Annotated in this window: 20 protein-coding genes and 1 pseudogene; 8 read left to right on the top strand and 13 right to left on the bottom strand. The window is 62.8% G+C overall.

The genetic code is table 11. The features are described from left to right. Positions 1 to 22: 22 nt before the first annotated feature. Together WA070_RS00300 and WA070_RS00295 are read left to right on the top strand one after the other, a co-directional pair. Positions 23 to 1192 carry a cytochrome P450 gene (locus tag WA070_RS00300; protein ID WP_197418116.1) on the top strand — a complete coding sequence of 390 codons (1170 nt, stop codon included), beginning with the start codon at positions 23 to 25 and terminating at the stop codon, positions 1190 to 1192. A gap of 750 nt (positions 1193 to 1942) precedes the next feature. Next, the gene (locus WA070_RS00295; RefSeq protein ID WP_066489062.1) at positions 1943 to 3796 is read left to right on the top strand and encodes a type II toxin-antitoxin system HipA family toxin; all 1854 of its coding nucleotides are present in this window, start codon (positions 1943 to 1945) and stop codon (positions 3794 to 3796) included. Positions 3797 to 3807: 11 nt separating this feature from the next. Here WA070_RS00295 and WA070_RS00290 read toward each other — a convergent pair whose 3' ends face one another. From WA070_RS00290 to istA, 3 genes are all read right to left on the bottom strand, one after another. After that, positions 3808 to 4011, bottom strand: coding sequence for a hypothetical protein (locus tag WA070_RS00290; protein ID WP_422632240.1), 204 nt, complete (start codon positions 4009 to 4011; stop codon positions 3808 to 3810). A 167-nt stretch (positions 4012 to 4178) separates the two neighbouring features. Continuing rightward, positions 4179 to 4907 carry an IS21-like element helper ATPase IstB gene (gene istB / locus WA070_RS00285; RefSeq protein ID WP_422632239.1) on the bottom strand — a complete coding sequence of 243 codons (729 nt, stop codon included), beginning with the start codon at positions 4905 to 4907 and terminating at the stop codon, positions 4179 to 4181. Continuing rightward, positions 4894 to 6408: an IS21 family transposase gene (gene istA, locus WA070_RS00280; protein WP_185885804.1), complete on the bottom strand. Its 1515-nt coding sequence runs from the start codon at positions 6406 to 6408 to the stop codon at positions 4894 to 4896. The genes istB and istA overlap by 14 nt, the downstream gene beginning before the upstream one ends. Before the next feature lie 156 nt (positions 6409 to 6564). Between istA and WA070_RS00275 the strand changes: the two genes are divergently transcribed. After that, a complete protein-coding gene (locus tag WA070_RS00275) occupies positions 6565 to 6843 on the top strand; it encodes a hypothetical protein (RefSeq protein ID WP_422632238.1) in 279 nt (92 codons plus the stop codon). Between the two features lie 6 nt (positions 6844 to 6849). Here the strand turns inward: WA070_RS00275 and WA070_RS00270 are convergent, their stop codons facing one another. From WA070_RS00270 to WA070_RS00250, 5 genes are all read right to left on the bottom strand, one after another. Next, a complete protein-coding gene (locus WA070_RS00270) occupies positions 6850 to 7146 on the bottom strand; it encodes a CHC2 zinc finger domain-containing protein (protein ID WP_422632237.1) in 297 nt (98 codons plus the stop codon). 403 nt (positions 7147 to 7549) lie between these two features. Next, positions 7550 to 9358, bottom strand: a complete 1809-nt coding sequence (locus tag WA070_RS00265) for a hypothetical protein (RefSeq protein WP_422632236.1) — start codon at positions 9356 to 9358, stop codon at positions 7550 to 7552. A 249-nt stretch (positions 9359 to 9607) separates the two neighbouring features. Beyond that, positions 9608 to 10117, bottom strand: a complete 510-nt coding sequence (locus WA070_RS00260) for a hypothetical protein (protein WP_422632235.1) — start codon at positions 10115 to 10117, stop codon at positions 9608 to 9610. Positions 10118 to 10167: 50 nt separating this feature from the next. Further along, entirely contained in the window at positions 10168 to 10827 is a 660-nt protein-coding gene (locus WA070_RS00255) for a hypothetical protein (RefSeq protein ID WP_422632234.1), read from the bottom strand. Positions 10828 to 11225: 398 nt separating this feature from the next. Then, positions 11226 to 11486 carry a hypothetical protein gene (locus tag WA070_RS00250; protein ID WP_422632233.1) on the bottom strand — a complete coding sequence of 87 codons (261 nt, stop codon included), beginning with the start codon at positions 11484 to 11486 and terminating at the stop codon, positions 11226 to 11228. A gap of 504 nt (positions 11487 to 11990) precedes the next feature. Between WA070_RS00250 and WA070_RS00245 the strand changes: the two genes are divergently transcribed. After that, the gene (locus tag WA070_RS00245) at positions 11991 to 17480 is read left to right on the top strand and encodes a DUF3320 domain-containing protein (RefSeq protein ID WP_422632232.1); all 5490 of its coding nucleotides are present in this window, start codon (positions 11991 to 11993) and stop codon (positions 17478 to 17480) included. Positions 17481 to 17489: 9 nt separating this feature from the next. Here the strand turns inward: WA070_RS00245 and WA070_RS00240 are convergent, their stop codons facing one another. The 3 genes from WA070_RS00240 to WA070_RS00230 all read right to left on the bottom strand — a co-directional run bounded on the left by WA070_RS00240 (position 17490) and on the right by WA070_RS00230 (position 19308). Then, positions 17490 to 18269, bottom strand: a complete 780-nt coding sequence (locus tag WA070_RS00240) for an abortive infection family protein (RefSeq protein ID WP_422632231.1) — start codon at positions 18267 to 18269, stop codon at positions 17490 to 17492. Positions 18270 to 18330: 61 nt separating this feature from the next. Then, positions 18331 to 18642, bottom strand: coding sequence for a hypothetical protein (locus WA070_RS00235; protein WP_422632230.1), 312 nt, complete (start codon positions 18640 to 18642; stop codon positions 18331 to 18333). Positions 18643 to 18813: 171 nt separating this feature from the next. Next, complete coding sequence (locus tag WA070_RS00230; RefSeq protein WP_422632229.1) at positions 18814 to 19308, bottom strand: hypothetical protein; 495 nt, start codon at positions 19306 to 19308, stop codon at positions 18814 to 18816. Between the two features lie 51 nt (positions 19309 to 19359). Here WA070_RS00230 and WA070_RS00225 point away from each other — a divergent pair, with 51 nt between their 5' ends. From WA070_RS00225 to WA070_RS00210, 4 genes and pseudogenes are all read left to right on the top strand, one after another. Beyond that, positions 19360 to 19971, top strand: coding sequence for an alpha-ketoglutarate-dependent dioxygenase AlkB (locus tag WA070_RS00225; protein ID WP_422632228.1), 612 nt, complete (start codon positions 19360 to 19362; stop codon positions 19969 to 19971). Between the two features lie 18 nt (positions 19972 to 19989). Then, positions 19990 to 20646 (top strand): annotated as a pseudogene (locus tag WA070_RS00220) (alpha/beta hydrolase). Then, positions 20643 to 20825: a hypothetical protein gene (locus WA070_RS00215; RefSeq protein WP_422632227.1), complete on the top strand. Its 183-nt coding sequence runs from the start codon at positions 20643 to 20645 to the stop codon at positions 20823 to 20825. Before WA070_RS00220 ends, WA070_RS00215 begins: the two are co-directional and overlap by 4 nt. A gap of 404 nt (positions 20826 to 21229) precedes the next feature. Then, positions 21230 to 21352, top strand: coding sequence for a hypothetical protein (locus WA070_RS00210; protein WP_422632226.1), 123 nt, complete (start codon positions 21230 to 21232; stop codon positions 21350 to 21352). On the opposite strand, the gene WA070_RS00205 is transcribed toward WA070_RS00210, so the two are convergent. Together WA070_RS00205 and WA070_RS00200 are read right to left on the bottom strand one after the other, a co-directional pair. After that, complete coding sequence (locus tag WA070_RS00205; RefSeq protein ID WP_422632225.1) at positions 21349 to 21639, bottom strand: hypothetical protein; 291 nt, start codon at positions 21637 to 21639, stop codon at positions 21349 to 21351. The genes WA070_RS00210 and WA070_RS00205 overlap by 4 nt on opposite strands. 169 nt (positions 21640 to 21808) lie before the next feature. Beyond that, positions 21809 to 22828: a DUF4062 domain-containing protein gene (locus tag WA070_RS00200; RefSeq protein ID WP_422632224.1), complete on the bottom strand. Its 1020-nt coding sequence runs from the start codon at positions 22826 to 22828 to the stop codon at positions 21809 to 21811. Positions 22829 to 22940 lie beyond the last annotated feature (112 nt).

Below are 22940 nucleotides of genomic sequence, written 5' to 3'. Positions count from 1 at the left end.
CTTGGAGTAAAGGAGCAAAGCGATGAGTTCGTATTCCACGCTATCGCGCGAACCGTCCAGCGGGGTCGACGATCTCCGTGACGATCGAAAAAGCATTCCATCGCAGCCCATGGGTCGCGGTTGCCCAGTCCAGTCTTTTTCAGAAGCACGCGCGCTACTCCGGGACGATGAGCTGCATCAGGCCAGTTTCCGCGCTGATCTGATGGCAAGGTTCAGCGACGAGCGCTTTGCGCCAATCATTTTCCAGCACGGTGAGCGCCATCGCCGTCAGCGTGCTGCGACCGCTCGGTTCTTCACCCCCAAAACCGTCGACACCAGCTACCGTGCGATTATCGAACGTGAATCCGATGCGTTAATCGGCGACATGCAGCGTCGCGGCCACGCAAAGCTTGACGACATGAGCATGCGGCTGGCGGTGTCCGTTGCGGCCGAGGTTGTCGGTGTTACCGATAGTAATCGCACCGGGATGGCGCGTCGGCTCGAACGCTTTTTTCAGGCTGGCAATGTCGCGCTCGGCAAGTCGATCCTCGATCTGCCACGCTTCGCGCGGGCTCAGATCCACATGCTTAATTTTTACGTTCGAGACGTGTTCCCAGCGGTTCTCGCGCGTCGCCGTGCCCCGCGCGAAGACGTGATCTCGCATTTGATCGCCGAAGGCTATTCGGATCGCGCGATCCTTACCGAGTGCGTGACCTACGCTGCAGCCGGCATGGTGACGACACGCGAATTTATCACGATGGCGGGATGGCATTTGCTCGAGCGCGAGGAGCTTCGGACACGCTTCCTTGCCACAGATGAGACCGGGCGGATCGCCATCTTGGAAGAGATCCTTAGGCTCGAACCGGTCGTCGGGGAGCTTTCGCGACGGAATCCAAATACCGGCCAGATTTTCAAAATCGATATCCGCCAGGCGAACGCTGATGTCGCGGCGGTGGGCGCGTGTCCGCATGCAGTCGATCCTGATCGCGCCTTGGCAGCGCGCGTCGGTAGCGCGGGGCTTGCGTTCGGTGATGGTTCCCATCGATGCCCTGGCGCGAGCATCGCAATTCTCGAAACCGCAATCTTTCTCGATCGCCTGCTGCGCATTGCGGACTTAACGCTGGAAGCACCGCCGAAGATCAACTGGAACGCGTTGATCACAGGGTATGAACTTCGCGATTGTCGCCTTCGCATTGCTTCCCGATCATTTTGAGTTCCTTGGCTTATTACATCTTGGGAATTGCCTTCCTCGTCAATTCGCTCTGGTGAGCGGCCTTCTTGCAAAACGGGATCGGCCGTAATCACGTGACGTTAGTAATTTCATATAAATAGAAGCATCGGCAAAGGCCTTTCTTGTCAAATGCTATTGCTATTTACTTGGTAATGGCTGTCGACTCCTGATTGGCACTATCTGCGGCCATCCGAAATAAATGCGTCGCGAGATTTGTCCGGAAAATACCGTTGGAAAGAGATATTGTATAACCAGTCTCAGGCATTCTATTGAAAAGCCATTCTGGTATTCTTTTTGATTCCGGCCTTAGCGAGCGCTAGCTCGCGAAGCCCGAGATCGAGGGATCTCTGTCGGGGCGGCGTCCGGAGTTTCTGGGAATTTGCGAGCCATCATGCAGGCCATCTCGCGCGATCAATCGATAACGCCTTGTCAACGTAAGCTTGGGGACCGGGACCCAGAAACGCTGCGACCATCGGAGAAGCCGCCGCGAGAGACGGATCAAGGCCCGTGGCGGGGATCGGCGAACCCGCTCGGAGCCCGCTAGGCCAGTCGTCATAGGGCTGGCTGCGCGCCGTTCGCGGCATGACTGTTCTGGATCGCGCCGATCATTCAGGGTCGGCGCGCGCCAATAGCTCTACACGTCGGATTATCTCGCATCTCAGATGAGAGATAATTCTTGCACGCGAAACCGGATGGTGGGATTAACGCGCATCTGAGACGCGAGATAATCCTATGGCTCTTCATTTGGTCGGTGAGACAATTGACGCCAAGCGCGCGCATCAGCGCGCGAAGGCCGGTGAGTTGATCCAACTCGTCCGCGGGGTTTACGTCGATCACCAAGGGGATATCGAGGCGACGATCCTCGGTCATGCGGTCCGGATTGCGCACTATCTCTATCCCAACGCCTATCTGTCGTCGGCGAGTGCGGCGCTGCTCGCCCCGACGCCCGACGGGCGGCTGTTCATCAGCGGCCGCCGCAACCAGCGCACGCGGTTGCGGACGCTTGAGATCATCCAGAACGAAGCGCCGAAGCATCCATCGACGGCGATGGCGGTCATTGGCGACGACCTGGGCGAATTGCGCGTCGACGCCTCATCGCCGCGCCAGCGCTTTCTCGAAGCGTTCCGCCTGCGCAGCGAACATGCGAGCGCGGCTACCGCCGACATGCGCGCGCAGATGGCGGCGCGTCTGGTGGAGGAACATGGGACGCCCCAAGCCGCAGCCGACGCCGTCTGGGTGCTGGCGCGCGAGAACGAATGGTATCGCGAAGGCGAAGGTGCCGAACGCTTTCTGCTAGCTCAGCCGGGCGTTGCCAAGGCGCCGGTCAACAAGGCAGCGCTCGATCTCCTCGTCGCCTGGCACGGTGAGCCGCTCGGCCGGCTGACCCACGATGGATTTGAATGGCGCTGGAAGCCGGGGCGTCGAGCGGGACCGGCCCTCGTGCGCGAAACCACGCCGGGCAAGCTGCCGGCCTTCATTGAATCGCTGCTTCCTGAGGGCTGGCTGGCGCAGGTTCTCCACGAACGCGATGAACGCGAGGCGCTCCGGCGCGGACGGCGATATATGTCGAACATCGTCATCGTCGAGGGTCGAGAAGAACTGGCGGCGCTGCCTGCTGACATTCTCACGACAACACTGGCTGGATACATCGACACCGGTCGCTTCACGGGCCGCTACGCCGGTCCGGCCCGGGGCGAGATCGAGGAGACCTTCGAGCAGAACCTGGCGCGCATCTTCGCGCGCGCGGAAACGCCGCGCCTGTCGGGCGTCCAGATCAAGGCGCCGATGAGCCTGATGCCTGATGGCGCCCTCGTTCCGGCCATCGATCAGCCGTTCACCCATATCCTCAAGCCCGCCGGCACGGCGGGCTTCGAGATGTTACCGGTCGTCGAGTGGCTTTGCCTGGAGCTTGGCCGCTCGGCCGGGTTCGATGTGCCCGACGCCGCGCTGCTGGAGATGCCCGACGGCATGTCGCCTGCACTGGTCGTCGAGCGGTTCGATATTCGTCGCGCGCCAGCGGATCAGCGGCGTCTGGCGATGGAGGACTTTTGCTCCATTTTGGACCTTCCAGCATCCGCCAAATACGACGGAACGATCGAGCGGATGGCGCGCGGCCTACGACCGCTGTCGACCGATCCGGCCAGCGATCTCGATATCCTGTTCCGCCGGGCCGTGTTCGCCTGGCTCATCGCCGATGGCGATATGCATCTCAAGAACCTCGCTGTGCTCAAAGTCGCCGAGGTGGATGCCAAGGCCTTCACGAGCGTGCGCTTCGCGCCGCTCTACGACGCCGTCACCACGCGCGTCTTCCCGGGTTTGGGGGGCGATCGCATGGCGCTCAAGCTCAACGGCAAGGATGACCGTCTGACGCCCCAGGACTTCCTCGCGCTGGCGCGGACAATCGGCGTATCCGCCGGAGATGCCGAGACTGCGATTGCGGACTTGACCGCGCGTGTGGCCGACCGGGCGCAGGGGCTTCAGCTACCTGCCTTCGCGGCCGAGGCTGAGGCCGCCAAGACAGCGCAGGAGAAGGTGATCGCCTTGGTCGGGGAGCGCTGCAAGGCACTTGCCGTTGAAGGCGACTGAGCGGCGCGACGTCACGGTTGGAGCCGGATTTGCAGGTCGGCGAGATCTTCTGCCGCCATGGCGGTTCCCATGAGGCTGTGAAGATACTCCAGCAGGTCTTCCTGACGCGGTTGTCCGAACGCGAGGCGATAGACGGTCAGGCTTCGTTTGAGCCACTCGAGTCGTCGGACCTCGCGGCTGAACGGGAGCATGGGCACGCGGCGTTCGACCTTCACCTGTCAATCGGCGTTCAATCGGGACCCCCTATCGGCGCGCAAAAGGGACCCCCTTGGTGTTGCATAGATTGATCGATGTTGGGCGCTGGTTTCGCGCTGCTGGCGGCGTAGGGAGGGCGTAGCCCGACCGGAGGCGTCAGCAGCGCGAAGTCGGTTTTCTGATCGGGTCAGCTGCGGTTTTTGAAGCGCCAGCTGTCGTTGCCGGTCTCGACGATGTCGCAATGGTGGGTGATGCGGTCGAGCAGCGCGGTGGTCATCTTCGGGTCGCCGAACACGGTGGGCCACTCGCCGAAGGCGAGGTTGGTGGTGATGATGACAGAGGTCTGTTCGTAGAGCTTGCTGATCAGGTGGAACAAGAGCTGCCCGCCGGATCGGGCGAACGGCAGATAGCCCAGTTCATCCAGCACCACGAGATCGAGTCTGCCGAGCTGGGCAGCGATGGTGCCGGCCTTTCCGATGCGGGCTTCCTCCTCGAGCCGGGTGACGAGGTCGACGGTGTTGAAGTAGCGCCCACGGGCACCGGCACGCACGACGCTGGCGGTGATCGCGATAGCCAGGTGGGTCTTGCCCGTCCCTGTGCCGCCGATGAGCACGATATTGCGCCGCCCTGGCAGGAACGAGCCGGCGTGCAGCGAACGAACGAGTCCTTCGTTGATCGGGCTGCCCTCGAAGACGAAGGCATCGAGGTCCTTGATTACAGGCAGCTTGGCCGCGGTCATGCGGTAGCGGATCGAGGCGGCATGACGATGCGCGGCTTCGGCACGCAGCAGGTCGGTCAGGATCTCGTGGGTCGTGCGCTTGCGCTGCAGCCCGGTGGTAACCGCCTCGTCGAAGGCCCCTGCCATGCCCTTGAGGCCGAGAGCGCGCATCGCCTCGATCATCTCATGCCGCTGCATGGAGGTCTCGCACCGTATCGTAGCGCGCGCAGTCCGCGATCGGCGGGTGACTGAGCTTGAGATCAACGACCACGTCCAGGGGGCACTCGGGTGGCGGGTCCCGGTATCGGGCCAGGATGTTGAGGATTACCTCGTCGCTGACGGCACCGCTATCAAGCGCCTCCCGGATCGCGGCCTCGACCGCTTCCAGGCCATCGGGCATTACGGCTGCCAGCACGCGCACGAAGCGACGATCGGCTTCGTCACCGCCGCCCAGCTTGCGCCGCAATCGCGCCAATGCCGGTGGCAGGTCCCAGCCCTGGAAGGGCGCCCCGTTCCGCAAGGCACCAGGCTTGTTGGCCAGAACGGGCAGGTAGTGCCAGGGATCATAGATCGTCCGGTCGCGGCCGAAGTGCCGGGCATGCTCGGCGATTACATCGTCGCCCAGGCGAACAATGATGCGGTCGGCATAGGCCCGGACCTGGACAGCCCGCCGCGCCGCCTTGGCCATGACCGAGTAGCGGTTGCGGTCGAAGCTGATCAGGCAGGTGCCGGTCACGGCATGGGCGGTCTCGTGGAAGCCGTCGAAGGGTGCCAACATCGGCTGCAAGGCAGGCCGTTCGAGGTCCAGCGCCTCGGCCACGGACAGCTCCTTCTGCTCGGGATGCGCGTGCGTTGCGGCCCAGCGAAGACACTCAGCCTCCAGCCATCCGTTGAGCTCTTCGATGCTGGCAAAGCGCAGGCGGGGCTGGAAGAAGCGTCCCCGGATGGTCTGGACCTGGTTCTCGACCTGCCCCTTCTCCCATCCCGCCGCCGGAGAGCAGGCGGTCGGCTCCACCATATAATGATCGGCCATAACCAGGAACCGGCGGTTGAACACGCGCTCCTTGCCAGCGAACACGGCGGTGACCGCGGTCTTCATGTTATCGTAGATGCCGCGCAGGGGAACGCCGCCAAAGAACGCAAACCCGCGAGCATGGGCATCAAACACCATCTCCTGCGTCTCGCGCGGATAGGCCCGGACGTAGACTGCCCGTGACGCGCACAGCCGCATATGCGCCACCTTCACTCGCATCGGCTTACCCGCGATCTCCACATCCTCGTGGCTCCAGTCAAACTGGTATGCCTCGCCAGGCTTGAACATGAGCGGGATGAAGGCTGGCGCGCCGTCGCCCGCATCCTTGCGACGCGCTTCCCTCCAGCGCTGGGCATAGCGCCGGACCGCATCATAGGAGCCCTCGAACCCCTCACGGCACAGCAGATCATGGATCCGCGTCATCCGCAGCCGATCGCGCCGGTGCCGGGCCTCATTCTCCGTCAGCAGCGTATCGAGCCGCTCCTGGAACGGCCCAAGCCGAGGCAGCGGTTGAACCGTGCGGCGATAATCGAATGCGCCTTCTGGTGCCCGGATCGCCTTGCGCACCACCTTGCGGGATAACCGCAGATCGCGCGCAATCGCCTTGATCGCCTTCCCGCTCGCGTGTTCCCGCCTAATCCGAACGACCGTCTCCACCACCAACATCCCGATCTCACCACCTGAATAACCAGGCGGTCAACTACACCATCAGAATGAGGGGTCCCTTTTAGACGCCGATCACCCCTCTAACAGGGTCCCTTTTGCACGCCGATCCACAGTGCTGGATTCACGCCATCCGAGGCGGATTTGCTCCGCCGTGCAATGGCCACATTCAAACTCACAGGCGGCGTGTCGTACTTCCGCGACAAGCTCATCAACGGCATGATCGGCCGCGGCTACAACCGGCGCATCGTCTTGGGCGCCCGCATGATGGGGCTGCGCGGTCAGGTCCAAAAGGAGGGCGAGGTCATCCACGTCATTGCCCAGCGGCTGGAGGACCTGTCTCCGCTGCTTGCGAGCGTGGGGCAGCGCGGGGATGTCTCCAATATCTATCAGGTCAGGGCATCGAGCCCGCGAACGCCAAATGACGTGCCTGCTTAGGCGGGGTCAGTTGTCCGGTTTATCAAGTTCGGCGCGCCGAATAAGAATCGCTATCGCCGCCTCTTCGTTGCATCGAGCGGTCTCCCGGGTCCACTGCACCACATCTCCTCGCCGACCGCAGGCAAAGCAGTGGTACAGTCCCTTTGCATCGTAAACGAGCAAGCCTCGCTCGCGGTCCTGATGAGCCGTGCATTGACCACGAAGTTCGTCGCCACAGCGTACAAGGTGGACCGTTTCACCAATGAGAGCGGCAATTGAGATGCGGTCCCGCAGTGTCTCCGCGTTTGGATGAGTGCTGAGCATCTAAGTACGATCGTCGTTGCCCGCTCGTGCGTCAACCAAATAGGAACGGTGGTGCAATGGCCCTGCATCAAAACCCACAGGCATCTCGGCTGTTGCGAAATCGACAAGGCGGCCTTCTGACCACGCTTACTGAACATCTAAGCCAATCCGATTTGCCAAGGTCCTCTGGGACCACCCAGCGGAATGGCGGGCTTCTCGTAAATCGTTGATCAAAATGTGATCTCAGTCGGGTTCATATATTGTCTGGCGGTTTCGCATTAGGCCAGAGTTCTTAACGGGCTCTCCCTAAACGACCAATGGCAATCACATTTGCACAGCACCACCCACTTGTCGCAATGATGATCGGCGATCATGGAGGCATTATTTGAACCGAATAGCCTCCGGCAAAACCGGGGCGTTTCAATCAGGCCAGGGCCGCAACCTCTAGCGGCTGGACCGCCGAGACTCTACCGTCCTCGATCATCAGCCGCATCCTGAAAGGACGCTGCAACGCTGACCGATCTTCCTCGCTCTCTTTTATTCCCTCCATAATCCGGCCGCCCTCCTCGGCCAGTTTCGTAAGAAACTTGTCGCCGGTTCGCATGATGCCTAGCTTGCGACTGTTCATCGCGCTCGCTGACCACAGGGACGACGCGTTTCGGAGCTTCTCGCGAAGGGCTGCATCCATGCGGCGAAGTCGGTCACCCGACGCCGTCAGTTCGTCAAGCGAGGCCAAGATGTCGTCGCGGCGGCGGCGCTTCGTGATTTCTCCGTCGGGGAACTCACACAGTAGCTGCCAACCGAGCGCGCGAGCCCTGAGGCACATTATTTGCTGCTCCGACAGATCGTTGAGCTGGTGTTGCTGCCTCTCAATTGCGTCCACGTATTCGGACGAGCTGAACCAGCTGCCGTCCTTCAGATCCTGCAATTCTTTGATCGCTTTAGCGAAATCGTGAGCCAGATGGTCCTGCACCTCCAGGAGTTTCGCTTCGCAATCCTCTATCCGGGAAGCTAAACCGCCCGAACGCTCGCCGGCCAGCACGGCAGGGGCAATCTGCTCGAAATAGCGGATGGAACTCGTCAGGATCGCCTTCCGCCCAGCGACCTGGAAGTCGGCCACGCTGTCGACTTCCTTCTTCAGTGCCGATAGCTTTTCGCTGATGTCAGCCAAATGCTTCTGCGCCAGAGCTACGGACGCCACGTTCATCAGCGCGGTCGCGTTGACGACCAAGGACAGCTTGTCGGCACCGAACAGGTTTGCGTGCTCCGTAATTTTCGTCCCGCTCCTCGACATCGCGCGATAGCCGCCGCCCTTCGCGGCTTTCATCAAATCGCCGTTGCAGACGACTTCCATGTATCGCGTCCCCGTAGCGCCCGCGATCTCCGCGGCGGTCCCCAAAGCCGGGACCGCCTGCACGAGGGAATTAAGCCGACCGACGCCAGCGTCATCCGCGTCTCCTATTCTGCTCCATTGTCGGCCGCCCATGTTGGGAACGTCGCGGATCGTAAGCAGTCGCACGCCCCCGTCGTCGTGCAACTCGAGCGAGGTTGTGGAGGCTTCGTCGGACTTATCGACCGGTTCCACGCGAATCTCGCCTGTCGACGGTCGTTTGGCCTCGTCCGCGCCAGCTCGCCCTTCCTCGAGGAACTTGCGGCGAAGGAACGCGACGTGAAGGACACACGGCACGGTCACCTTGTAGCTCGGGTCCAGCAAGCTGATGCCGAGGACTGCCGAACCAGGGCCAGTAAACAGGGTGGTCGCGAGAGCGGCCGCCCCACTCCGCGCATACCATGCCTTCTCGGAGGTCTTCCCGAGAGCAGCCTCCCTAGCTGCACCAGCGAGCAGATCCCGCTCCGCCGGATTAAGCGTGCGCCATCGCTGCTCTAAGAAGATGTCGAGAAGGTTCGCCTCGTTCTCAACAGTCCGACCCTTCTCGTAAGGCACGCTCAGCTTCCAGCAGACATTGGCCACGATCTCATCGTAGGATGGCCCCTCGACACCGCGACCTAGGTTCATCAGCGAGTTGCCGCCGTAGAGCCGCAGCTCGTCGCCGATCAGGGTATGATAGTTTCGATGGTTAGGCTGATAGCGCTTGTATTCGTCTTTCACGTCAAGAAAGTTCGTGAGCTTCGCGGTGATGATCTTCACCAGCGGATCGAGCTCCGCGTTCGTCGCGAGCGATAAGACGGCATAGAGGTCGCCGCCGAGCAGCCGACCGAGCATTTCCGTCATTCCCTACGTTCCCTCTTTTCGATGCAGCAGGCTACAGGATGAATGTATGGGTGGTCGCCGAACCACTGGCAACCTAGTCCTTTGCGGTCGTCATCCGGCTACACTGTACTAAAACCCTACCGCCTAGCCGTAGAGAGGACGTCCAGAGAGTCGGCTGGTCGCCGGATAGTGGAAATAGGCGGCGGTCGGTGAGTGTCATGCAGTCCTTTTGGACCGAGGTTTCAAGGTGTGAGGCGTTGCCGTCCGGTCTTACCTTCCACTACGCTTCCCAAGCAATGGTGTGCAGCTGTCCCATAGCTCCTGCTCGAGCGCCTCAAGCTCGATCAGATTAATATCCGGGTCATACAACCAGAATCTTAGGGTGATGTTCGCCGGCACCGCCGTCGCCCAGAGACCCAGCCGCATCGAGTAAGTGCCCGCACCGCCTATGCGGCCGACGTGCTGACCGATACGCGATCGGAAGCTCGCGCTTGATCCGACGTAGAGCGCGCACGGATCGGCGGGCGCCATCATGCGACTGTATCGCAACGGCTTCCCTTTTGAGTTCTCCATTGGCCTCGCGCCAAACGCATCTCGCAAACCAGCATATGAAGTCGGTTCATCCGCGACCAACTGGTAGATGACGCGACTATCGCGATCTACCATGTTGCCGAGGTCGACGTCGATTGCCTCCAACGCGTCTGGATCCGCCAGCCAGGCGAGTTCGAAGTCAATGCTATCCGCACCCAGCGGACGACGATCGACCACCTTCGCCGACAACAGCCGGAGTCGTGCAGAGGCTCTGGCAGCCAGACCAGGGATCGGCTCTGTCATTTCAGCGCCCACCTCTTCTTCAGCAGTTTCAATTCGACCGCCAGTCTGATCAAAATTGCGGGTTGGCGATGTACCCGGTCGGGCGGGATGGCCGTCTCGCACCACAGGCTGCCGCCCATTTCCGCGTCGCGATAGTAGGTCTCGGTTCCGGTGCGCACTTTCTGGACGTCCCACGATTGCAGCACTTTCGCGCCGATCCGAGTGATCCCTTCTAGGGCCGCAATTCCTGTGGCGCGGCTCTCGATGTAGGTCAACGCGCCTTCAAGCGAACCCGCGACGTGAACGCGGGGCGTAAGATAGCGGCGGTTCGTCCAAGTCGTGCTCGAGGCGCTGACGGTCAGGCCTTGGGCCTCGATCAGTCCGCGATGCTCGCGAGGGCTCGCGTGATAGACATAGACGCCGGGGGTGACCGGCTCCTGGGAGGTTGGCTCGATGCAGAATTCAAACAAGCCTGATCCTGCCAAAATGGACTTCCTGGTGATGTACCAGCCAAGTGGGATGACGACACCCGTGACGTCCTGCTCCCAGTCCCGACCGAGCATCGGACTCAGGAGAAACGCAACGCTGATATTGGATCGCTCGATCGAGCCGGCGAAGACCCCGCTCAGGCGCCAATCACTCGCTAGTGCGGCGATGATCTGCTTTGCCGTCGTCATAACGGGATGAACTCCGTAATTGGTTGATATCAATAGCATCGGTTGGCTCGAAGTCGATGGGTTCGATAGTGCCCGCTTAGCACTTGGCGGCCTCGAAGCGAGCGCGCGCATCCTTTAGCTTTAACGGTGGGGGTGACCAGCCTTGGCGTTCGAAGCTGCGCAGCGAGAGCGTCAGCATCTGCTGGGGGATGGTGCCGCGACGCTAACCCGTAACTCATCAGTCGGCTGATGGCCACGTTCGGGCGCGTACCGATGGCCGTCGGGAAAACACTGGACGTCGGTTCCTAGCGAGGGCTGATGTTGGAGGATTGACCAACAAACGGCGTATTTTGGTCGGCAGCCGTTAGAATAGCTGAACGTTTGCACCTGAGAGGTAGATTTGTGATGTTTAGCGTCAACTACCGGGTAAAATCTTGGAGGTTCTCGCTCAGCCATGCGGACACCGACCGTGCGGGTCTCCCGAGCAGCTCGCCGACAGTGGCGGTGGTCTCGGACAGGATGCCCTCCTTGAATATTAGATCGAGTTCAAGCAGCAGTTCCGCGACCATTTCGCTCGAACCGGCTTTCATCAGGTGTACGCGGTGATCAAATGTCGTGCGATGATGGTAGGTGACGGCGCGCCCAAGGAGATGCGATAGCTCGCCTGCGACTTGTGGCATGGTCACGGATCCCGGTCCGGTAAGATGATATGCCCGTTGAGAGGAGGCGAACCGCTCCTGGAGAAGCGCGATCCGCGCAACGTCCGCGACATCTCTCCTGTCGATCAGATTGACTGGTCCGTCTCCTGCGGCACCACCCCATGTCCCATCGACAACCGGCGCCTTCGCGCGCGTCAAGACATCCATGAACGAGCTGGGTCGTAGGACGGTGTAAGGACGAACTTACACCACATGCTAAGGCGCTTTTCGATCGCCTGTCGATGAGCATGTAGTTCAGGCTGTGTCTTGAAGGGCAAATCCGGTCCGAAATGAACCGAAGTGCTATATGTGACTGCAAAAGTCATTTGTTGCCGCACTGGACAACGATGACACAATTGGGTCACCAATCAGGGAGTTGCGATAGGGGGACTTCAAGTGGCGACTCGCGCTGCAGGTGAAACTGGCGAACAGACTTCGGTATTCCAGAGCGATTTGCCGGTTGATGACAAGCTCGACCGGGCGAGGATGGAACTGCTTGACCTTTCCGCCAGAAATCGGCTTCTCAACATGCCACGCTCCGGGAAGAGCGCGAAAGCCGTGCAGGTCGTCGATGAGAAGAGCGCGGAGATCTTCCGACTGCTGGTCGGGGAGGGCAAGGTCTTCACATTTCTGGCGGGGCGCCTGTCGCCCGAGGATGTCGCCGAGGGCGAGGAGGAACCGGACGAAGTTGCGAACCTGGCGCAGCCCGACGACGAGGTGGACGAGCAGGGGCGAGCAGCCCGGCACGTCGATACCCGACTTCAGACCCGTCTGACGTCGAAGGGGCTGCAGAAGCGGCTGCTCGAGCTCTTCTACGATGCCCGGACGCTCGAAGAGGAGCAGGGCGTCAACATCCTGTATCTGGCTCTCGGCGCGCTCAAGTGGATCGATCCGCAGAACGCCGCCAACGTGCGCTACGCGCCGCTGCTGCTTGTCCCGGTCTCACTTGAGCGGGGCAACGCCGGCGAGAAGTTCAAGCTCCGAGGTCGGCAGGAGGACTTCGCTGCTAATCTTTCGCTCGAAGCATATCTCGATCGCGTCCACGGGATCCGGCTTCCCGCTTTCGAGGCAACAGACGGGTTCGACTTCGAGGGCTACGTCAGCGGAGTAGCCGACGCTGTCACTTCGAAGCAGGGTTGGGAGGTGATCGCCGACGATGTGACGCTCGGCTTCTTCTCGTTCGCGAAGTTCCTCATGTATCGTGACCTCGATCCCGCGAGCTGGCCGTCGGGGGCCCTGATCAACGAGCGGCCGCTGATCCGCGGGCTGCTCGCGGAAGGCTTCGAGGGCGGCGACGGCATGATCCCTGAGGATGCCAAGATCGACGGCTTCATCCCGCCGGCGGAGATGCTCCACATCGTCGACAGCGACAGTTCGCAGGCACTGGTGGTGCACGAGGTCCGGCAGGGGCGGGACATGGTGGTTCAGGGACCGCCTGGCACCGGCAAGAGCCAGACGATCGCGAACATCGTTGCGTCGGCGGTGGCGGACGGAAAGACCGTGTTGTTCGTCGCGGAGAAGATGGCCGCGCTGGAGGTCGTGAAGCGCCGTCTCGACGCGACGGGTGTGGGCGACGCGTGCCTCGAGCTGCACAGCAACAAGGCGAACAAGCGCGCGGTGCTCGACGAGCTCCGTCGGACCTGGGAGCTGGGAGCGCCCCGCGGCCAGGAGCCGGGCACGCTGAACGCGCGCCTTCTCGAGGCCAGGGACCAGCTGAACGGACATGCCGACCGGATGCACCGGCGACATCCTGCGGCCGGGCTGACTCCGTTTCAGACCATAGGGCAGCTCATCAGGCTTCGGCTGGACGGCGAGCGTCCCAATGACGTGCGGCTCGAAGGCGCGACGTCCTGGAGCGCTGACGAATTCACGGACCGTCGCTCAGTTCTAGCCGAGCTGGCGGAGCGGGTCGATGCCATCGGCGTCCCGGCCGAGCATCCGTGGCGCGGGGTCGGCCTCGCTGCGATCCTACCGATGGACGTGGAGCGTCTCATCGCACGGCTAGCGGGCGTCCTCGAAAGGCTAATCGGCCTCGATGTGGCGCAACACGGACTGGCCGAGACGCTTCAAGCGGAGCCGGCGACCCGTCTTGCCGAGATTGCGCGGTTGGTCGAATTGGCCCGACGCGTGGCAACCGCGCCAGATCTCACCTCGGCCGCTCTATCGAGCCATGCCTGGTCGGATCACTCCACTGACATCTCCGCGCTGCTGGATGTCGGCGCGCGCCACGCGGCAGTGCGCGAGGAGCTGGGTGACGCCTTCCTGGATGATGCCTGGACGACGGACTTCGCAGAGGCGAGGGACACGTTGTCTCCGCTGCCCGGCGAGTTCGACGCGGAGGCGTTCGCGCTGGTGGCCGACGTCGCCAAGCGCCTTCCGACGCTTCTGGCTGCCACGTCCGCGCTGGCTCGCGCAGTTGGCCGGCAGGCTCCCGCCACGTTGGTGGACATCCGCCGTCTCGTGGACGTGTCGGAGAGGGTGGCGGTTGCGCCCGAAGCGAACGCAGAGGTCTTCGCGGCCGACCTGTGGGAGACTGGCGTCGAACGCGCGGGGGACCTGGCGTCAACGGTGGCCAAGCTGGAGGACGCGCAGGAGCGTACGCGGGGTGGACTGCTCGACGGCGCATGGGAGGCGGATCTCTCGGCGGCGCGCGCGACGCTTGCATCGCACGGAACGGGCTTCTTCCGGATATTCAGTGGGGAATGGCGTCGCGCCAATCGGCTCGTGCGCTCCTTCTTGGCGAGCCCTGACCAGCCGCTCGAGGACACGCTGGGCCAGCTCGATGCGCTGGCGTCGGGGCAGGCCGCACGGCGCGAGATCGAGTCCGACGACGCGCTTGGCAGGGTCGCCTTCGGTGACCATTGGCGTGGCGCCAGAACCGCTTCGGCACCGCTGGTCGCGATCGTCGAATGGATGCGGTCCCTCAAGGGCCTGGGCGCAGAGCCCAGGATGATCGCGGCGCAAAAGCCGGATGCCGACCTCGTCTCGTTCGAGATCAATGCCGTCGCCCCGGAACTGGACGAGGCGTCGAGGACGCTCTTCGAACTGCGTGACGTGCTGGGGAGCGCATGGGGTGTCGTGTTCGGCGAGACGGCTGCAGCCGATCGGGCGGATCTGAACGCCGCACTGGCTAAGACGGCCAGCATCGCAGGCGCCGACCGGACCACTGCGGCGGTGATGCGCTCGGTGCGCTCCACGCTCAATGAGCGCCGGAGTCTGTTGAACCGGATCGTTAACGGGCAGGAGCTCGCCGGACGGTTGGTAGCGGGGGAGAGCCTAGGACATCTTGCATTCGACGACGGATGGCGCGGCCCCGCCTCGGACTGGACGCGTCTTTCGCGCGCCGCCGGCTGGATCAGGTCGAACGAAGACATCCGCATGCTGGCCAGTCGCCTGACGGACCGGGCCGAGCCAGCTGCCCGCGGTGAGGTCATCGAGGCAAACGTGCGCGGCCTCAGCGAGGACGTTAATCGGATCCAAGCGGACTTGGAACTGGATGCGGTCGAGGCGGTTGGCGAGGCGGCGTTTGTCGACGTGCGTATCCCCCTCCTGTCAGACCGTTTCCAGCTATGGGCTTCCAGCGGAGAGCGTCTTTCCAGCTGGGTCGCATATCGAGGCCGGGCGGAGAAGGCGACCGAGCTCGGCTGTGGAGACATAGTGGGTCGGCTGCGGGATGGCGGCCTGTCGACAGTTCAGCTCATACCTGCCTTTGAGATGGCCTATTTCGAGGCGGTATACGCAGATCAGGTGCGGATCGAGCCCGATCTCGGCCGGTTCGACGGCACGATGCACGGTCGGCTTGCCCGCGAGTTCGCGGAGATGGACCGCCAGCGCATCGCCGCTGCGGGCGTCGAGGTCGTGAGGGCCCATCATAAGGCGGTTCCGCCGCGCGACGGCGGATCGGTAGGTCCGCTCGGCATTCTGCGCGGGGAGATGCAGAAGCGGCGCGGTCACATGCCTATCCGCCGTCTCATGGAGAAGGCGGGACCGGCAGTCCAGGCGCTGAAGCCCGTTCTGATGATGAGCCCGCTCTCCGTCGCCCAGTTCCTGACGCCCGGTGCGTTCGACTTCGACCTGCTGGTGATGGACGAGGCCAGCCAGATCCAGCCGGTGGATGCGTTGGGCGCGATCGCTCGCGCGAAGCAGGTTGTGGTGGTCGGAGATCCCAAGCAATTGCCGCCGACGGCCTTCTTCGCCAAGATGACGGGCGCCGGGTCGGACGAGGAAGAGGATGACGGCACCCGTGTGGCCGACATCGAAAGCATCCTCGGCCTCTTCACCGCGCGCGGACTGCCGACACGGATGCTCCGGTGGCACTATCGCAGCAAGCACGAGTCGCTGATTGCTGTCAGCAACCGGCAGTTCTACGAGAGCAAGCTGTTCATCGTGCCGAGCCCCTACACGGCCGAGGCGGGCATGGGACTTCGTTTCCATCGCATACCGGAGGGGATCTTCGACGCAGGCGGGACGCGCACTAATCAGGTCGAGGCCATGAGGGTGGCGGAGGCGATCGTCGCGCACGCCCGCGAACATCCCAACCTGTCGCTGGGTGTCGCTGCCTTCTCGGCCGCCCAGCGCCGGGCGATCCTCGACCAGCTAGAACTGCTGCGGCGGGATCTGCCGCCTGAGTTGGATGGCTTCTTCCAGGGCGCCCATCCGGCGGAGCCCTTCTTCGTGAAGAACCTGGAGAACGTACAGGGCGACGAGCGCGACGTGATCTTCATCTCCGTCGGCTACGGCCCGACGGTGGCGGGTGGCCGCGTTCCGATGCGCTTCGGACCATTGGGGACCGAAGGCGGCGAGCGCCGGCTCAACGTTCTCATCAGCCGTGCGAAGCAGCGGTGCGAGGTGTTCTCCTCGATGACGGACGAGGACATAGACCCCGACTTCGCCGCGAGCCGCAAAGGCGTCTTCGCCTTCCGCATGTTCCTGCATTACGCACGAACCGGCCGCCTGACGATCGCGGAGAGCACTGGGCGCGATCACGACAGCGTGTTCGAGGAGCAGGTCGCAAAGGCATTGCAGGCGCGTGGCTACCAGGTGCATCGCCAAGTGGGCCTTGCTGGCTTCTTCATTGACCTGGCGGTCGCCGACGAGGAGCGGCCGGGGCGGTATCTCATCGGCATCGAGTGCGACGGTGCGTCCTATCACGACGCCCGTTCCGCACGTGACCGCGACCGTCTCCGGCAATCGGTGCTGGAAAGCCACGGGTGGAGCATCCATCGCATCTGGAGCACGGATTGGTTCCAGAGACCAAACGAGCAGGTGGAGTTGGCGGTCGCCCGCATTGAGGCGGCCAAGGCCGAGCATGACGCCGCCGTCGAGAAGCGGCATCACCGCGCGGTGCCGATCGATGTGGTCACCGTCGAGCGCGAGGACGTGACGGAAATCGGTCTGGAAAGGGCCGCTGCCCCGGTCCCCTCAGACGAAAATGTCTACGTCGAAGCGGTCGTCACCCGTCCCACGCACCGGTTTGAGGAACTGCATGACACGCCGACGGGCATCCTGTCCGAACTCGCCGAGCAGGTCGTCGCGACGGAAGGGCCTGTCCACATCGACGAGGTGATCGACCGGATCCGGGATGCCTGGGGCCTCAAACGCGCTGGTGCCCGTATCCAGTCGGCAATCGAGCGCGCGATACAGATGTCCTTCACGATGCAACGGATCGTGGCGGAGGGCGAGTTCCTCGACGTTCCTGGACGCGAGCCGGCCGTGCGCGACCGCAGCTCCACTCGATCGCCGACCTTGCGAAAGGCGGAAATGCTGCCGCCGTCCGAGATGCGCGCGGCCGCCACCCGGATCGTCCGGGAGAATTTCGGGGCTACCGCCGATCAGGTGGTTCAGGCCGTCTCCCGCGCCCTGGGTATCAGATCAACGAGCGCGCAGGTGAAGGGGGTCATCCTCGAAGCGGTGGATGCCGAGGTCGATGCCGGCCGTCTCGCCCGCCAGGGGAACATGCTAGTGCCCGCGACCTGACGGGGGTCGTCATTTGCGAGCCGTGTCCGCGCGCGGCTCGAGGAAACGCAGGATCGCGACCACGGTGTCGAAGATGAGTCGGGCTTCGTGCGCGTCGATGAGATCGTTGTCATGAGCGAAGGAGCGGTTGTTGCGGATGTCGTTGAACTGCTGGAGGATGCCCATGCCGTTCTTGAGTATCTGTTGAGTCATGGGCCGGGGATCGCTGGTCTCAATCAGCCACTTCACGTATTTTCCAACCCTGCTCTGGAGCGGTTCCTCCCGCACGTTAGGTAGACCCGCCTGATCGAGGAGGTTAGTGAACCGCTTCATGCAGTAGGTATGGAGTCGGTCGAGGGCTGCGGCATGGCGTCCGGCTGCGACGTCGCGCTGGATCGCCTCGATCAGTTGGTCCAGCGTCGCGTTCTCCGCGAAGGCGAACAGGGCGTCGGTGTCGGAGAGGTTGGCTTGTCGCTCTAGCCGCTCGACCACCTCCATGAACCGCTGGCGCACGACACTTGGCCTCGGTTCGACCATCTCTCCCGGCGTCCATCCGCGCTGCTCCCGATGATCCCAAAGAGCTCGGAGGAGCTGTGCTGCGGAACCGGGTTCGGCGGTCTCGATGATGCAGCGGAGGCGGTTGGCCTTCGAGGTTCCGCGTACGGCGTAGCTTGCATCCTCGACGTCGATCTCGAGTTCTTCGCGCACGATGGCGCCAAACTCTCTATTTGTGAGGTCCATGACGTAGCCTGAGGACATGCCCAGCAATTCCTCGATGCACATCCTGTCCTGTCGCGGTAGCGTCGCCATAGTCGGCAAGGTTCCTCTTGCGTTCGCGGCCAAGTCAGCCGTCCCAACCGAAATGCGGAAGTCAGACGGTCCGCGATGAAGCGGCGGTTGGGGTGACAGGCGAACATGTCGTGTGCCCGGCGGCGGCCTGCTCAAATATCGCCTTGCGATAGGTGTTCTTGAGGTGGTCGACGAACGGTCCGACAGTAGCGTCGCCGTCGTGTCCCCTTACCCATTGGTCTACCGCTCTTTCCATCTGCGTGATGGCCTCTTTGACACTCTCGGCGTCGGCGGGGGCGAACCCGATCTTCGCGATGTGGGTCTCGATTGTCCCCACGACCTTCTGGAGATGCTCGATCTTTTGCGACTGATCGTCCAAGCCTTCGAAAGCCACTGCTGAAACTCCTGTGGTTTCATCGACAGTGCCTCATGGCAATTCGGCATTCCATAACAATCTGCAGGAGCATGATGACGATGGATTGTAGAGACTTTCGACTGCGAAAGGTCGGGACTAGCCGTTCCATTCCGCGAGGTCGGACATGTAAGCCTTCTCCTCGTGGACGCGTCACTGCTCAAGTTTAGTCAGTTCGGCGTCCCGCTTCGCCCGGCAGTCGTCGCGCTGCCTGCGCAGCTCGCTTATCCGGCGGCCGATTTCCGACAATTCGGCCTCGAATGCTCTCCGCTGATCCTCCAGTGCCGCGACGACCTTGTTGAGCTTGGCCCGACTGGGTTTGGGTTTCGGCTGCGCGCGCATTCGGCTCCCACCGTTCGCTTTGACCCGCCCTTCCTTCGGTCTTCTTCTGGTCGAGGGCTTCTCTGACCTGGCGGCAGCGGCGAGGTGCTGGGCCGTCGTGCCGCGCGGCGCCCGGATAACCTTGCCGGGCTCCGCGAGTGCGGCTTCGGCGAGCTTGGGATCGGTCACGATTTCGGCGACACCGTTGGCGAATAGGTTCGAGCGCGCACCCCATGCCTCCAGCGCCGCCTTCTGGCTGGTTGTTGCTACGTAGGCGTCCTGGAAGCCGGCGGTGGTGCAGAAGACCTTGAGTGGACGCTTTGCCATTCGATCACAACGCAGGACCTGCCCGCTGGTCCCATTCCGAAACTCACCTATATGAAGGTGGTACAACAGCTAGACCTCTTCGACCTGTCGGCAGCGGCCCCGTCAGTTCCCGCGGGCCTATCATACCATCCCGAAATCATCGGTTTGGCGGATGAGGGGGCGTTGATAGCGGCCATCGACGCGTTACCGCTGGCGCCGTTCCGTTTCCAGGGTTGGCTCGGAAAGCGGCTGACCTACTCCTTCGGCTGGTCCTATGACTTCGAGACGGCCCAAGTTGCCGTGGCGCCTCCGATGCCAGACTGGCTTCTCGACGTACGGCGGGGCGCGGCTGAGGCGACTGGCCTGGAGGAAGGCGACCTCGTGCAGGCACTGCTCCTTCGGTACGATCCCGGGACCGGCATCGGATGGCATCGTGACCGGCCGATCTTCGGCGATGTCGTTGGAATCTCGCTTGGGGCACCCGCCGATCTCCGACCCCGGCTGCGAAGGTCTGGCGGCTTCGATCGCCACCGGGTTCCACTCGACGCCCGGTCTCTGTATTCGCTCAGCGGCCCAGTGCGCGACGAATGGGAGCACGGGATCGCCCCCATGGAAGAAACCCGCTGGTCCATCACCTTTCGCAGCCTCTCAGCTAAGGGCCGCAGGCTGTTGGGTGACCGATGAACTGAAAGGAACCGCCTTTTGCTCGATGGCCCACGTCTCCCCGCGCTCTCGGAATCCCCGCCTGACGCCTTGGTCGTCCTCGTGCACGGATACGGCTCGAACGGCGACGACCTCATCGCGCTGGCCGAGATGGTGCGGCCGGCGCTACCCGATGCCGCGTTCGTCGCGCCGAATGCGCCTTCGCAGCTGCCCTACATGGCGGCCGCGCACCAGTGGTAGCCGATCGAGACATCCTCAATGGCCGAACGTGCCGCTGGGGCATCGGCGGCCGCGCCCGTCCTTGACGACTTCATATCGCGGGAGCTGGCCGCGGCGGGGCTCGGTAGCGACCGGCTGCTGCTGGTAGGCTTCAGCCAGGGGACAATGCTGTCCCTTCACGTTGGGTTGCGCAGACCAGAGCCCGTGGCCGGCATCATCGGCATCTCCGGTATGCTCGTGGCGCCTGAGCGGCTGCCAGCGGACGTGCGGAGTCGGCCACCCGTCCTCCTGATCCATGGCACCGAGGACGACGTCGTGCCGTTCCGCTCGATGAACACGGCCTCGTCGGCGCTGGCCGCAGCAGGCGTTCCGGTGCGGACCCATGCGTCTCCGGGGGTGGATCACAGCGTCGGACCGGACGGCTTGTCCGCTGCGATCGCATTCGCGCTTCGGGTCCTGCCCCAGGATAGAAGATGAAGCCTATCTCCCTTCCGATCGTTTCCGACCCCATGTCCGTATCTCTCGACTTCGAGGCCTCGTCCCTCGCAAAGCTCAGCCAGCCGATCGAGGTCGCCTGGGTGTTCGAGGATGGGATCTGCGAATCCCATCTGATCCGTCCCGCGCAGCAGTGGACGGACTGGCATGCCGAGGCGTAGGCCGTCCACCGTATTCCACGTGACATGCTGGAGAGGAATGGCGCCTCGCATAACGAGGTCGCAAGCCGGATGGAGGAGCGTCTGTCGGGGCACACGCTCTTCGCCAGTGCGCCGTCGTGGGACGGAAAGTGGCTCAGCGCGTTGCTGCGTGCGGCGAAGCTGCCACGACATGCCCCGCGTCTGCGGGATACCGAAGAGGCACGGGTGGAGGTGGCGAGGCGGATACTCTCCCGGGCTTCCCTTCCAATCGCCTTCATATCGAGATCGACGACCTGCCGACCCGGGTGGATGCTAGGTGTGAGGAGGGGGAGCTGGCGCATGGCGCCCTAGCGACGCCCGGGACGAGCATCGTCGCTGGCTCGACGTGGTTTCCGAAGCTGAGGCTTTCGTCAGGCGGGCGCGGCATGGCTGACGATCCGCCGTATGCTTGGGGTGGCGAGGAAGGCAGGGAACGGCGGGCGGAACACGAGGTGCGCGAAGCCGTCTATCGGGTGAAGCGCGATCTGGGTGAGCGCGGCCCTGCCTAGGACACGACGTCCGCAGACGTGATGAGTATCGGCGGCTCGCCTCCGAGCCGCTTCACGAACTCACGCTGCGCGATGCGATGGATGTCCGCTTCGAATTCTATGAACGCTTCGAGTGCAGTATCCGGATCTATGCCATCGAGCTCGGGGTTCAGAAGCTCGGTGATCGCGTCAGCCGTTATCAGGAACTCCACTGCGCCATGCTCCGTGGTGCCGATGAAGCCGACACTCTCGCGATGGGGAACCCATCGGTAGTCGCCCATATCGAATCTGACGCTGCGTTCAGTCATAGCTCACACCTCCCGATGCGTCCCGTGACGCGCAATTCAACGACAGCATACCGTTTTTTCAATTGCCCGTCAGCGACTTCGTAGGGGGATGACAGGGTTTTGAGGCCGTCCAGCGTCTATCAGAAGCCAGCAAGTCTCCTGCGATCCGCTCCTTTGGCCTGCCCATGACCTATCGCTCTGAAAACTGTCTGCGCAGCGGCACGAGGAGGTCTTCGATTAGCGGGGTCCGATCCATGCGAAGCGCGGCTCGGCGAATGACCGTGGAGATCGGGATCCGCTCCGACTGCCCCATCCCCATATGGAAGCAACCGCCCATCGACGACTGCTGGGCGCGGGTCTTCCACGTGCGGTATTCGCTACCGGAGATGAATACTGCAACACCGAGGTGCGTCAGCCGCTGGGTGGAATCTATGCGCTCTAACGTGGCGGCGGCGTATCCCAACGCCGATTGAAGCCTCTCCCGCACGATCTCCTCGATGATCAGCAACCCACTGAATCCGCTCATCCTGTCATTCGCTTCGGTATCTTCGAGCGGGAGGCGGAAAGCGACTGCTCCCTTCTCGGTCAGCCGGATCGATCCGCCCCGGTCTTGCCGGATCACGAGGTCGGAGCCATCAAGGCCGACGACACTACCTTTCGTGCGATCGAGAAGGCGGTTTTCGCCAAACAGCGCCTGCTGCTGCACCTCCTCGCCGAGCGCGGGGTTCTCTATCTCGATCGGGCGGAGTATCTGCTGAACGGGGCCACCTACGATCGCCAGCTCTAGAATGGTCGCCGAGTGCTGGTTCTGCCTTTCTGCGGGGATGAGGGCTGTCGCCTTTGTGATAAGATCTTCCTGATCGACGGGTCCTGTCGCGGTCGCGACGATGTAGTCGTGGAGCGATTGCGTAATGGCTTCGTGGAGATCCGTGACATCGTTGAAGCCGCGTCGGAAGAGGCCGCCCTCCCACGCCTGCACTTCATCGATGAAGGCGCGCTGCTCCGGCTGGGCATCGATACCCTGCTGGATGAATGCCAGGATCGGCGTCGTTCCCCGCGCCTCACGATACTCCTGATGAGTGGCGGATATGGCCGATCCGGCCGGAACGAAGCCGTAGTCGGGGCCGAGAATAAGAACGACGACGTCTGCAGCCCGCACACCCTGAAGGCAGGCGATTCGGGATGAGTTGGGCTGGGTGTTGAGTTGCACTGAGAAGTGACCCGGGAGGGTTATAAGTTTTCACTGAGAATTGACCCATGTTTTCCTAGCCCCTGGCTGACAGTCAGGAGGCATCGGAGTGATCGACATGGACTTACTCAGT

This window comes from Sphingobium sp. (genome assembly GCF_049304695.1).
Classification (GTDB): domain Bacteria; phylum Pseudomonadota; class Alphaproteobacteria; order Sphingomonadales; family Sphingomonadaceae; genus Sphingobium.
The sequence above is the reverse complement of the archived record's forward strand: the minus strand, read 5'-3'. Positions and strand labels throughout refer to the sequence as shown.

What these genes read in the sequence shown, in the direction of transcription:
- WA070_RS00300 (WP_197418116.1), top strand. Translation starts at nt 23, where the DNA reads ATGAGTTCGTATTCCACGCTATCGCGCGAACCGTCCAGCGGGGTCGAC.
- WA070_RS00295 (WP_066489062.1), top strand. Translation starts at nt 1,943, where the DNA reads ATGGCTCTTCATTTGGTCGGTGAGACAATTGACGCCAAGCGCGCGCAT.
- istB (WP_422632239.1), bottom strand. Translation starts at nt 4,907, where the DNA reads ATGCAGCGGCATGAGATGATCGAGGCGATGCGCGCTCTCGGCCTCAAG.
- istA (WP_185885804.1), bottom strand. Translation starts at nt 6,408, where the DNA reads ATGTTGGTGGTGGAGACGGTCGTTCGGATTAGGCGGGAACACGCGAGC.
- WA070_RS00275 (WP_422632238.1), top strand. Translation starts at nt 6,565, where the DNA reads ATGGCCACATTCAAACTCACAGGCGGCGTGTCGTACTTCCGCGACAAG.
- WA070_RS00270 (WP_422632237.1), bottom strand. Translation starts at nt 7,146, where the DNA reads ATGCTCAGCACTCATCCAAACGCGGAGACACTGCGGGACCGCATCTCA.
- WA070_RS00265 (WP_422632236.1), bottom strand. Translation starts at nt 9,358, where the DNA reads ATGACGGAAATGCTCGGTCGGCTGCTCGGCGGCGACCTCTATGCCGTC.
- WA070_RS00255 (WP_422632234.1), bottom strand. Translation starts at nt 10,827, where the DNA reads ATGACGACGGCAAAGCAGATCATCGCCGCACTAGCGAGTGATTGGCGC.
- WA070_RS00250 (WP_422632233.1), bottom strand. Translation starts at nt 11,486, where the DNA reads ATGCCACAAGTCGCAGGCGAGCTATCGCATCTCCTTGGGCGCGCCGTC.
- WA070_RS00245 (WP_422632232.1), top strand. Translation starts at nt 11,991, where the DNA reads ATGGAACTGCTTGACCTTTCCGCCAGAAATCGGCTTCTCAACATGCCA.
- WA070_RS00240 (WP_422632231.1), bottom strand. Translation starts at nt 18,269, where the DNA reads ATGGCGACGCTACCGCGACAGGACAGGATGTGCATCGAGGAATTGCTG.
- WA070_RS00230 (WP_422632229.1), bottom strand. Translation starts at nt 19,308, where the DNA reads ATGGCAAAGCGTCCACTCAAGGTCTTCTGCACCACCGCCGGCTTCCAG.
- WA070_RS00225 (WP_422632228.1), top strand. Translation starts at nt 19,360, where the DNA reads ATGAAGGTGGTACAACAGCTAGACCTCTTCGACCTGTCGGCAGCGGCC.
- WA070_RS00215 (WP_422632227.1), top strand. Translation starts at nt 20,643, where the DNA reads ATGAAGCCTATCTCCCTTCCGATCGTTTCCGACCCCATGTCCGTATCT.
- WA070_RS00210 (WP_422632226.1), top strand. Translation starts at nt 21,230, where the DNA reads ATGGCTGACGATCCGCCGTATGCTTGGGGTGGCGAGGAAGGCAGGGAA.
- WA070_RS00205 (WP_422632225.1), bottom strand. Translation starts at nt 21,639, where the DNA reads ATGACTGAACGCAGCGTCAGATTCGATATGGGCGACTACCGATGGGTT.